This window comes from Streptomyces sp. NPDC056734, assembly GCF_042790455.1.
In the GTDB taxonomy this organism is placed as follows: Bacteria; Actinomycetota; Actinomycetes; order Streptomycetales; family Streptomycetaceae; genus Streptomyces.
Genome location: NZ_JBHTZD010000015.1, coordinates 175,373 through 186,229 on the forward strand (window position 1 = coordinate 175,373; position 10,857 = coordinate 186,229).

The 10,857-nt window shown below is 72.8% G+C and carries 8 protein-coding genes; 4 read left to right on the forward strand and 4 right to left on the reverse strand.

Annotated features, from left to right (window positions below; genetic code table 11):
- Positions 1-24: 24 nt before the first annotated feature.
- From pucD to ACFRFC_RS23600, 3 genes are read right to left on the reverse strand one after another with little or no spacing between them, the layout of a single operon-like run.
- A complete protein-coding gene (gene pucD / locus ACFRFC_RS23590) occupies positions 25-2,532 on the reverse strand; it encodes a xanthine dehydrogenase subunit D (protein ID WP_382690586.1) in 2,508 nt (835 codons plus the stop codon).
- 1 nt (position 2,533) lies between these two features.
- A complete protein-coding gene (locus ACFRFC_RS23595) occupies positions 2,534-3,088 on the reverse strand; it encodes a (2Fe-2S)-binding protein (protein WP_382690588.1) in 555 nt (184 codons plus the stop codon).
- The gene (locus ACFRFC_RS23600) at positions 3,089-3,979 is read right to left on the reverse strand and encodes an FAD binding domain-containing protein (RefSeq protein ID WP_382690590.1); all 891 of its coding nucleotides are present in this window, start codon (positions 3,977-3,979) and stop codon (positions 3,089-3,091) included.
- A gap of 357 nt (positions 3,980-4,336) precedes the next feature.
- Here ACFRFC_RS23600 and ACFRFC_RS23605 point away from each other — a divergent pair, with 357 nt between their 5' ends.
- Positions 4,337-6,091, forward strand: a complete 1,755-nt coding sequence (locus tag ACFRFC_RS23605) for a PucR family transcriptional regulator (protein WP_382690592.1) — start codon at positions 4,337-4,339, stop codon at positions 6,089-6,091.
- A gap of 189 nt (positions 6,092-6,280) precedes the next feature.
- A complete protein-coding gene (locus tag ACFRFC_RS23610) occupies positions 6,281-7,036 on the forward strand; it encodes a hypothetical protein (RefSeq protein ID WP_382690594.1) in 756 nt (251 codons plus the stop codon).
- Between the two features lie 491 nt (positions 7,037-7,527).
- On the opposite strand, the gene ACFRFC_RS23615 is transcribed toward ACFRFC_RS23610, so the two are convergent.
- Positions 7,528-8,337, reverse strand: a complete 810-nt coding sequence (locus ACFRFC_RS23615) for a GntR family transcriptional regulator (RefSeq protein WP_382690596.1) — start codon at positions 8,335-8,337, stop codon at positions 7,528-7,530.
- 155 nt (positions 8,338-8,492) lie between these two features.
- On the opposite strand from ACFRFC_RS23615, the gene ACFRFC_RS23620 reads away from it, so the two are divergent.
- Both ACFRFC_RS23620 and ACFRFC_RS23625 read left to right on the forward strand, forming a co-directional pair.
- Positions 8,493-9,326 (forward strand): (2Fe-2S)-binding protein, encoded by an 834-nt coding sequence (locus ACFRFC_RS23620; RefSeq protein WP_382690598.1) that lies wholly within the window; start codon positions 8,493-8,495, stop codon positions 9,324-9,326.
- A gap of 319 nt (positions 9,327-9,645) precedes the next feature.
- The gene (locus ACFRFC_RS23625) at positions 9,646-10,689 is read left to right on the forward strand and encodes a DUF2637 domain-containing protein (RefSeq protein WP_382690600.1); all 1,044 of its coding nucleotides are present in this window, start codon (positions 9,646-9,648) and stop codon (positions 10,687-10,689) included.
- Positions 10,690-10,857: the final 168 nt, after the last annotated feature.

The following is a 10,857-nucleotide window of genomic DNA, read 5'->3' on the forward strand; positions in this document are numbered from 1 at the left end:
CACCACCAGGGCTCGCGTGCCGCGCTACGCCGTGCCCGTCAGATGCTCCGGGCGTACCGGGGTCCGGTTCAGCTCCAGGCCCGTCGCGGCGCGGATGGCGGCGAGGACGGCCGGGGTGGAGGACAGGGTGGGGGCCTCGCCGACGCCGCGCAGGCCGTACGGCGCGTGGTCGTCGGCGAGTTCGAGGACGTCGACCGGGATGGTCGGGGTGTCGAGGATGGTCGGGATGAGGTAGTCGGTGAAGGACGGGTTGCGGACCTTCGCGGTCGTGGGGTCGACGATGATCTCCTCCATGACCGCCACGCCCAGGCCCTGCGTGGTCCCGCCCTGGATCTGGCCGATGACGGAGAGCGGGTTGAGGGCCTTGCCGACGTCCTGGGCGCAGGCCAGTTCGACGACCTTGACCAGGCCGAGTTCGGTGTCGACCTCGACGACCGCGCGGTGGGCGGCGAAGGAGTACTGGACATGGCCGTCGCCCTGCCCGGTGTGCGGGTCGAGGGCCTGGGTGGGGCGGTGCCGCCACTCCTCCTCGGCCTCCACGGCGTCGTCCGCGAGGACGTCCACCAGGTCGGCGAGGACCTCGCCGCCGTCGGTGACGACCTTGCCGCCCTCCAGGAGCAGTTCGGCGGTGGCCCAGGCGGGGTGATAGCTGCCGAACCTGCGGCGGCCCAGGGCGAGGACCTGCTCGCGGACCAGCTCGCAGGCGTTCTTGACGGCGCCTCCGGTGACGTACGTCTGGCGGGAGGCGGAGGTGGAACCGGCGCTGCCGACCTGGGTGTCGGCGGGCTGGATGGTGACCTGGGCGACGCCGAGTTCGGTGCGGGCGATCTGGGCGTGGACGGTGATGCCGCCCTGGCCGACCTCCGCCATCGCGGTGTGCACGGTGGCGACCGGCTCACCGGCGACGACCTCCATGCGGACGCGGGCCGTGGAGTAGTCGTCGAAGCCTTCCGAGAAGCCGACGTTCTTGATGCCGACGGCGTAGCCCACGCCCCGGACGACGTCTTCGCCGTGGGTGGTGTTGGACAGGCCGCCGGGCAGCTGCCGTACGTCGGGGCCCTCGCTGGACTCCCACTGGCGCTCGGGCGGCAGCGGCATCGCCTTGACGCGGCGCAGCAGTTCGGCGACCGGCGCCGGGGAGTCGACGCGCTGGCCGGTCGGCAGGAGGGAGCCCTGTTCCATGGCGTTGCGCTGCCGCAGTTCCACCGGGTCCATGCCGAGCGCGGCGGCGAGCTTGTCCATCTGGGCCTCGTAGGCGAAGCACGCCTGGACCGCGCCGAAGCCGCGCATGGCGCCGCAGGGCGGGTTGTTGGTGTAGAGGGCGATGGCCTCGATGTCGACGTCGTCCACGACGTAGGGGCCGATGCCCAGGGAGGACGCGTTGCCGACGACGGCCGGGGAGGCGGAGGCGTACGCGCCGCCGTCCAGGACGATCCGGCACTTCACGTGGGTGAGCTTGCCGTCGTGCGTGGCGCCGTGCTCGTAGTACAGCCGGGCGGGGTGGCGGTGGACATGGCCGAAGAAGGACTCGAAGCGGTTGTAGACGATCTTCACGGGTTTGCCGGTGCGCAGGGCGAGGAGACAGGCGTGGATCTGCATCGACAGGTCCTCGCGTCCGCCGAAGGCGCCGCCGACCCCGGCCAGCGTCATCCGGACCTTGTCCTCGGGCAGGCCGAGGACGGGGGCGATCTGGCGCAGGTCGGAGTGGAGCCACTGGGTGGCCACGTAGAGGTCGACGCCGCCGTCCTCGGCGGGGACGGCCAGCCCGGACTCGGGGCCGAGGAACGCCTGGTCCTGCATGCCGAACACGTACTCGCCGCGTACGACGACATCGGCCCGCGCGGCGGCCACGGCGGCGTCGCCTCGGACGATCGGCTGGCGGTGGAGGATGTTGGGGTGCGGGACGTGGCCGACGTGGTGGTCGGTGCGGTTCTCGTGGATGAGGATCGCGCCGGGGGCGGTGGCCGACGCCTCGTCGGTGATGACGGGGAGTTCCCGGTAGTCGACCTTGATCTTCGCGGCGGCGCGGCGGGCGGTCTCCGGGTGGTCGGCGGCGACGACGGCGACGGGTTCGCCGTGGTGGCGGACCTTGCCGTGGGCGAGGACGGGGGTGTCCTGGATCTCCAGGCCGTAGTTCTTCACGTCGGTCGGCAGGTCGTCGTACGTCAGTACGGCGTACACGCCCGGGGTGGCGAGGGCCTCGGCGGTGTCGATGGAGAGGATCTCGGCGTGGGCGACGGTGGAGCGCAGGATCTGGCCCCAGAGCATGTCCTCGTGCCACATGTCGGAGGAGTAGGCGAACTCTCCGGTGACCTTGAGGGTGCCGTCCGGGCGGAGGGTGGACTCGCCGATGCCGCCCCGGGTGCGGGCGCCCTGGGTGACCTGGGTGGGGGTGCCGCTGGGGGTGGCGCCGGGGGTGCCGTTGAAGGCGCCGTTCAGGGGTTTCTTGGCGGACGTCTTCGCGGGGGTCCCCTCAGAAATCATCGCGGGCGTGATCGCGGGCGTCACCGCGGGCGGGGTCGTCTCCGGCATCTCAGACCCCCTCCTGCTGCCGGGCCGCCGCCAGCCGGACGGCGTCCATGATCTTCTCGTAGCCCGTGCAGCGGCACAGGTTGCCCGAGAGCGCCTCGCGGATGTCGGCGTCGCTCGGGTCGGGGTTGCGCTCCAGCATCTCGTCGGCGGCGACCAGCAGACCGGGCGTGCAGAAGCCGCACTGCACGGCGCCCGCGTCGATGAACGCCTGCTGGATCGGCGCGAGCCCCTCGCCCTCGCCGGTCTGCGAGTCGGTGCCCCCGGCCGACCACCGGCGGGCCTCGTCCAGCGAGGTGCCGGCGCGGTGGCGGGCGTGGTCGGCGAGGCCCTCGACGGTGACGACCTCGCGGCCCTGGGCCTGACCGGCGGCGACCAGGCAGGAGCAGACCGGCACGCCGTCCAGGCGGACCGTGCAGGAACCGCACTCGCCCTGTTCACAGGCGTTCTTGGAGCCGGGCAGGCCGAGCCGCTCACGCAGCACGTACAGCAGGGACTCGCCCTCCCAGACGTCGTCGGCTTCCTGGGGGCGTCCGTTGACCGTGAGGTTGACGCGCATCTACGCAGCTCCCTTGGTGGTGCGGCGGCTGCCGCGGTACGACTCCCAGGTCCAGGTCAGGGTCCGGCGGGCCATCACGGCGACCGCGTGGCGGCGGTAACCCGCGGTGCCGCGGACGTCGTCGATCGGGTTGCAGGCGGCGGCGCACAGCGTGGCGAACTGCTTGGCCACCGACGGGGTGACGACCTTCCCGTTGTCCCAGAAGCCGCCCTCCTCCAGCGCGGCGTTCAGGAACTCCTCGGCGACCTTGGCCCGGACGGGGGTGGGCGCGGCGGAGCCGATGCCGGTGCGCACGGTCCGGGTGCCGGGGTGCAGGGCGAGGCCGAAGGCGCAGACGGCGATCACCATGGCGTTGCGGGTGCCGACCTTGGAGTACTGCTGCGGTCCGTCGGCCTTCTGGACGTGGACCGCGCGGATCAGTTCGTCGGGGGCGAGCGCGTTGCGCTTGACGCCGGTGTAGAAGTCGTCGATGGGGATGCGGCGGGTGCCGCGCACCGAGACGGCCTCGACCTCGGCTCCGGCGGCGAGCAGCGCCGGGTGGGCGTCACCGGCCGGGGAGGCGGTGCCGAGGTTGCCGCCGACGCCGCCGCGGTTGCGGATCTGCGGGGAGGCGACGGTGTGGGAGGCGAGCGCGAGCCCGGGCAGCTCGCTGCGCAGCTCCTCCATGATCCGGGTGTACGGCACGGAGGCGCCGAGCCGCACACTGTCCTGTCCCCTCTCCCACTCGTAGAGATCGCCGATGCGGGTGAGGTCCATCAGATACTCGGGCCGGCGGTGGTCGAAGTTGATCTCCACCATCACGTCGGTGCCGCCCGCGATCGGCACAGCGGTGGGGTGCTCGGCCTTCGCGGCGAGCGCCTCCTCCCAGCTGGCGGGGCGAAGGAAGTCCATGAACGGCTCTCTTCTTCGTCTGGTGGGACAGGTCACGGACCGTACGAATTGAGCCAGATCGAGTGCGGGCGGCCCGGCTCGTGCAGGTGCTTCACGTACTTCACGTGCTTCATCCGCTGGTCGCTGTTCATGTGGAGTGGGGTCAGTACACCGCGCGGCGCTCCACCGGGGTCAGTCACCGAAACCATGAAGGAGTTGGCTGGCCAGCACGGCCATCTTGTAGATTCGTATGAATAGAGGTCACCGTTAACCCCTCCGTTTCGCCGGGGAAACGCGGGCCACAGCGTGCGCGGCCACGCTCCTGTGACTGATCGTACTTTTCAAGACATGAACGAGACATGAAACGGCGGCGACGACATGCGGCTGAGCGCACTGCTGGACACCGACGCGCTGGGCCTCAGGCTGCTCGGCGGCGAGGATGAGCTGGACCGGACCGTGCGCGGGGTGATGACGACGGATCTGCGCGACCCCAGCCGCTATCTGAGTGGCGGCGAACTGGTGCTCACCGGGCTGGCCTGGCGCCGCGACGCGACCGACGCCGAGCCGTTCGTACGGCTGCTGGTGCAGGCCGGGGTGGCCGCGCTCGCCGCCGGGGAGGCCGAGCTGGGCGAGGTGCCGGACGATCTGATCGCGGCCTGCGCCCGGCACCGGCTGCCGCTGTTCGCGGTGCACGAGTCGGTCGCCTTCGCGGCGATCACCGAGCATGTGGTGCGGCAGGTCTCCGGTGAGCGGGCCGGGGATCTCGCGGCGGTCGTGGACCGGCACCGGCGGATGATGACGTCCGGCCCGGCGGGCGGCGGCCCGGACGTGGTGCTGGATCTGCTGGGCTCCGACCTGGACCTGCGGGCGTGGGTGCTGTCACCGACGGGCCGGCTGATCGCGGGCCCCAAGGCGGCCGGTGCCGCGCTCCCGGCCGAGGTGTGCGCCCGGCTCGCCGCCGAGGCGCTGGCCGCCGCCCGCACCGGCCGGCGCGGGCCGCACCGGGCGCGGATCGGTACGACCACGTACTCGCTGTTCCCGGTCCACGGCGGCGGACGTCCCCCGCAGCCCCCGCAGCCCCCACGGCCCCCACAGCCGCCGCAACCCGCACAGTCCTCGCAGCCCAGGCATCCCGCACAGTCCTCGCAGCCCTCGCGGGACGTGCGCGAGAGCGTGCTGTCGGACTGGGTGCTGGCGGTCGCGGCGGACGCCGGGGACTGGCCCGGGGAACGGCTGGATCTGGTCCATGGCGTCACCCAGCTGATCGCTGTCGAACGCGACCGCCGGGACGCGGCCCGCACCGTACGGCGGCGGCTCGCGCAGGAGGTGCTGGAGCTGGTCCAGGCCGCCGCGGCCCCCACCGAGATCGCCGCCCGGCTGCGGGTCGCCGCGCCGGTGCTGCTGCCGGGTCTGGGCGCCGCCCCGCACTGGCAGGTGGTGGTGGCCCGCGTCGAGTGGGCGGGCATCGGTACGGAGACCGGGCCGGTCGCGCAGGCGCTGCTGGAGGAGATCCTCGTCGACCCGCACACCACCGGCCCCGAGCCCGCCGACCGCATCGCCGTGGCCCACACCGGGGACGAGGCCGTCGCGCTCGTCCCGCTCCCGGCCGTCTCCGCCGAGCACGACGGCTCCGAGACCGGCATCGTCGCCGAGGTCCTGCTGGCGTCCGTACGGGATCCCCTCACGGCCGGTCTGGCGGAGGACGGCCGCGTCACCCTCGGCGTCAGCGCGGCCGTCCACTCGGCGGAGGGTCTGCGCGGCGCCCTGGAGGAGGCCCGGCACGCCCGCCGGGTGGCCGCCGCCCGCCCCGGCCGGGTGTGCGCCGCCGGTCACCAGGAACTGGCCTCGCACGTCCTGCTGCTGCCCTTCGTCCCGGACGACGTCCGCCGCGCCTTCACCGCCCGCCTCCTGGACCCGCTGCGCGAGTACGACCACCGCCACCGCGCCGAACTGATCCCCACCCTGGAGGCGTTCCTGGCCTGCGACGGCTCCTGGACCCGCTGCGCCACGCGGCTGCACCTGCATGTCAACACCCTCCGCTACCGCGTGGGCCGTATCGAACAACTGACGGGCCGGGACCTCTCCCGGCTGGAGGACAAGCTGGACTTCTTCCTGGCGCTGCGGATGAGCTGAGCACCCGGATTCGCCCCCTCCCCGCTGAACCCCGGGTCATCTGAGCTGAAACCCCAGGCGGCCGGAAGTCCCACTACTTTGTGAAATCCTTCACCCGCCCCCTTGGCCCGGTGGTGTCACAGGTGCTGGAATGCGACCACTCAACAGCTCGATGGCGTGCTCGGGGAGGGCAATGTGGCGCATACCGCCATGTCTGGTTCCGGAATGACCGCGGACGACCCGCTTCAGACGGCGGTGTGGCGCTTGCGCTCACGGGCCTGCTGGACGGACGCCGCGGAACTGCTCCGGCCGGACACCCCGGCCGCCGCGTTGCAGCGGGCATCGCTGCTGGTGGAGCGGTGTCTGTACACCGAACAGGGCTGGCCGGCCGCCGAGGACGCGCTCCGCACGGCGGAGGCGCTCGCGCACAGTGACGAGGAGCGTGGCGCCGCCGCTTGTGAACGCGGGTACTTGGCCTACGCCGCCACGGTGCTCGCGGTGCGCGACCGGGCCGACGAGGCGCGGGCCGCGCTCGGGCGGGCGGCGGCGCTGATTCCGCCGGGCGCGACCGGGCGGGCGCTGCTCGACTTCCGGCGCGGGCTGCTCGCCGAGAATCTGGCGCGCTCCCCGCAGTCGGCGCGGGCGGCGTACCGCCGGGCCCACGCGGGTGCCTCGGCGCACCCCGATCCGCTGCTGCTGTCGTTCACCTGGCGGCATCTGGCCGGACTCGCGCTGCGGGACGGGGAGTTGGCGGAGGCGCGGCACGGGTTCACCGAGTCGCTGCGGATCCGGGAGGAACTGGGGTACCTGGTGGGCACGGCCCCGGCACTGGCCTCCCTGGCCGACACCGCACCCGAACCGGAGGCCACCCGGCTCCGGGATGAGGCCCGCCGCCTGTTCCGGCTGCTCGGAGGTGTCCCCACCTGGCTGGCCGAACGCCTGGACCCACCGGCAGCCACGGCGTGAGGTGACGGGCGGGGGGTGACGGGCGGGGGGCTGACGCGCCTCCCCCGACTGCCGGAGTGGGCTGACGTGCCTCCCCCCGACTGCCGGAGGGGGATTGACGCGCCCCTCTCCGGCTGCCCGCCGAGCACTGGACCGGCCGCCGGCGGCCCGGACCGGACGGCGACCGGACCGGACGGCGACCCGCCCGCGCGCGGCGGAGGTCGCCGGACCGCCGGCCGCCGCGCGGGCGATCCGGTGCCCACCACGTCCTTCGAACGCGCCGCGTAGACCCCGCGCAGGTAGCAGCAGCGGAGAGGTCACACCCGCCCCCCTCCCGCCGCCCGCCAAGCACTGAAGTGCGGCCGACAGCCCGCACCGGACAGCGACACCACCCCCGCGACGGTCGCCGCCGCCGCGCGGGCGATCTCCCTCGAACGCGCCACGCAAGCCCACAGGCAGCAGGAGGGGGGAGGTCACGTCCGCCCTCCCCCCTGCCACCCGTGGTACCCCTGCTACCCGCCCGCCCTGAAATGCTCCGCGATGAGTAAATGGACCGAGTCCAGGTCGCCGGCGATCAAGGCGTCCAGGAGGGCGGCGTGGTGGGCCGCGTCGGCCATCAGGTCGGTGCGGGTGCGGGGGAACTGCCCGCCGGGGAGGGGGACCTGCGTACGGCGGTGGAGGTCCTCGGCGATCTTCACGAGCTGTTCATTGCCGGACAGGCCGAGCAGGGCGCCGTGGAAGGCGCGGTCGGCCTCGGCGTAGGAGGCGGCGCAGCCGGAGGCCGCCGCGCGGATGCTGGCCTCGGCGGCGGGGCGCAGGTCGGCCCAGGTGTCGGCGGGGACCGTGCGGGCCAGCCGCATCAGCACCGGCACCTCGATCAGGGCCCGCACCTCCGCCAGTTCGCCCAGTTCGCGGGCGTCGCGCTGGACCACCCGGAAGCCGCGGTTGGGGATGACCTCGACGGCGCCTTCCTGGGCGAGCTGCTGCATGGCCTCGCGCACGGGCGTCGCGGAGACGCCGAACCGCTCACCGAGGGCCGGCGCCGAGTACACCTCGCCGGGCCGCAGCTCACCGGCGAGCAGGGCGGTGCGCAGGGCGTCGAGGACCTGGCCGCGCACGGAGGAGCGCTGGACGACCGGGCGGGGCGGCGGGATCGGCGTCTCGCTGTGCGTGTGCTCGCCGCGCGCGGCCGCCGAGCCGGTCCCGCCCTCGCCTACCCTGTGGTCCTCGCCCCGTGCCTGCTGCGGCACCCGCACCCCCGGTGCGGCGGCGGCCCGCGGTGGCGTTCCGGTCCCGGCGGTGCCCTGCACACCCTGCTTCACGGGTCCTCCTCCGGGCTTGTCAGTGCTTGGGGTCATTACGGCGGGTTGTTACTCGTCCGTCAAGCACCATAGGCCCAGATCCGGGCAGTTCAAATTTCGAACAAGGAAGGTAAGGTAAGGCTTACCTGTAGTCGCTCGGGAATCGGTGGTCAGGCATGCCCCTCCCCTCGTCGCCCGTCGCGGAGTCCTTCGCCCGCCTCGCCGAGGTCTATCCATGGCTCACGATCAGCGAGCTGACCGGCACCGACCCGACACCCGAGGGCGAGGGCTGGGTCAGCGCCGCCGCGCTCGCCGAGAACGGGGCCGCGCTGGACACCTTCCTGGCATGGGACGACGCCCAGATCCGCCGCGACTACGGCGAACCGGGCCGTCCGGACGTCGTCGCCAGCTTCGGCCTGCACCGCTACGCGTGGACGGTCTGTCTGCTGTTCACCGTCCCCTGGTTCCTGCACCGCCGGGTGCCGCGCTTTCCCGTGACCCACGTCTCGTACGACCGCGAGCGCGACCGGATGGCCGTCCGCCCCTCCGCCTTCGCCTGTCTGCCCGGTGATCCGGCCGCCGCGCTGCCCGGCGCCCGGGTGGTCGCGGACGAGGAGGCGCTGAGGGACGAGGTGCGCGAGGCGGTCGCCGAGCATCTGGGCCCGGTGTTCGCCGCGTTCGGGCCGCGGATGCGGCGGCGCGGGCGGGCCCTGTGGGGCATGGCGACCGACGAGGTCGTCGAGGGCCTCTGGTACATCTCCGAGCTGCTGGACGAGAAGGACCGGGCCGCCCGCGAACTGGAACTGCTGCTGCCGGGGACCGTGCAGCCGTACGCCGGCTCCGCCGCCTTCCGTACGCTGACCGGTCCGGGCGGCGAGGAGCTGCCGACCCGGGACCGGGTGACCTGCTGCATGTACTACACGCTGCGCCCGGACGACGTCTGCGCCACCTGCCCGCGCGCCTGCGACGCCGAACGGGTCGTCAAACTGATGGCACAGGCGACCGGTTGAGACACCCCGTTGAGACACCCCGGGTGCGCGCGGGGCGCACGGGCCCGCTAGGATCCAGCGCGAACAGGACCTCCGTACGGTCCCGGGATTTTCACATCTTCCTCACCCGCCGCAGGAAGTTCCCCTCGAACCACACGTACGGGTAGTCTTGTTCGAACTCAACTCCCGCCCCTCAAGCGGCAGTTCGAGCAGAACGCCGCCCTGGGCAACCCTCTTTGCCTTCCTTGGCGGCCTCTTGCCCCGAAACCCCCTGAGGGCCGGTGGAATTGGGCCACTATGGCGGGCGTTACGCCCTATCCCAATGCGAGGGACTCCCAGAATGAGACTGACCGACATATCGCTGAACTGGCTCCTTCCGGGTGCCGTGCTGCTCCTGGGCATGCTGGCGGCGATTGCGGTGCTGGCGCGCGGGAAGCAGTCCGCGGGAAAGAACGCGAAGGCGGACGACTCATGGGAGCGCGCTGAGGAACGCCGCAGGCGCAAGGAGGCCCTGTACGGCACCTTCTCCTATGTCCTGCTGTTCTGCTGCGCCGCGGTGGCCGCCGCGCTCTCCTTCCACGGCCTGGTCGGCTTCGGTGAGCAGAACCTCGGCCTCTCCAACGGCTGGCAGTACCTGGTGCCGTTCGGCCTGGACGGGGCGGCGATGTTCTGCTCCGTGCTCGCGGTGCGCGAGGCCAGCCACGGCGACGCCGCTCTCGGCTCCCGCATCCTCGTGTGGACGTTCGCGTTCGCCGCGGCCTGGTTCAACTGGGTGCACGCGCCCCGGGGCCTCGGTCACGCGGGTGCGCCGCACTTCTTCGCGGGCATGTCCCTCTCCGCCGCGGTGCTCTTCGACCGCGCGCTGAAGCAGACCCGCCGGGCCGCCCTGCGCGAGCAGGGACTGGTGCCCAGGCCGCTGCCGCAGATCCGGATCGTCCGCTGGCTGCGCGCCCCCCGTGAGACCTACGGCGCCTGGTCGCTGATGCTCCTGGAGAACGTGCGCAGTCTGGACGAGGCGGTCGAGGAGGTCCGCGAGGACAAGAAGGCCAAGGAGCAGGAGCGGATGCGCCGCCGGGACGCCGAGCGCCGCGAGCGCGCTCAGCTGAAGGCGATCAGCCGGGGACACGGCGGAAACGGCGGCCGACGCGCCCGTCAGGCCGAGTTGTCGTCCGGCGAGCCGAGCGCCGAGCGGGTCACCGCGGAGCCTGCCATATCGACCCCGGAGCAGCTGCCCCCCGTACCCCAGCGTCCCTCCCTCCAGCCCGTCCGTACCGGAGCTGATCCGATCAAAGTAGATCTGACGGCCGAGGACGACACCATGGCGTTGCCGCGCCTGGACTCCCTGGAGCGCAAGCTCAAGGACCTGGAACAGCAGTTCGGCTAAAAGCCGCACAGGTACACGCGGTGACGATGTACACGCGGTGACGACGGGGCGGGGGGCGGCCGCTAACAGGGGCGCCCCCCCCCCCGGTCGGGGTCAACGGGACCCCGAAAGGATGACACGCGTCGGAAACCACCCCACGCCCCCCGTGGGACCCAACCCCAACAGCCC

Excerpts from the sequence above, each read along its gene's own strand:
- ACFRFC_RS23595 (WP_382690588.1), bottom strand. The coding sequence starts at position 3,088 with ATGCGCGTCAACCTCACGGTCAACGGACGCCCCCAGGAAGCCGACGAC.
- ACFRFC_RS23610 (WP_382690594.1), top strand. The coding sequence starts at position 6,281 with ATGTCTGGTTCCGGAATGACCGCGGACGACCCGCTTCAGACGGCGGTG.
- ACFRFC_RS23600 (WP_382690590.1), bottom strand. The coding sequence starts at position 3,979 with ATGGACTTCCTTCGCCCCGCCAGCTGGGAGGAGGCGCTCGCCGCGAAG.
- ACFRFC_RS23625 (WP_382690600.1), top strand. The coding sequence starts at position 9,646 with ATGAGACTGACCGACATATCGCTGAACTGGCTCCTTCCGGGTGCCGTG.
- ACFRFC_RS23620 (WP_382690598.1), top strand. The coding sequence starts at position 8,493 with ATGCCCCTCCCCTCGTCGCCCGTCGCGGAGTCCTTCGCCCGCCTCGCC.
- ACFRFC_RS23605 (WP_382690592.1), top strand. The coding sequence starts at position 4,337 with ATGCGGCTGAGCGCACTGCTGGACACCGACGCGCTGGGCCTCAGGCTG.
- pucD (WP_382690586.1), bottom strand. The coding sequence starts at position 2,532 with ATGCCGGAGACGACCCCGCCCGCGGTGACGCCCGCGATCACGCCCGCG.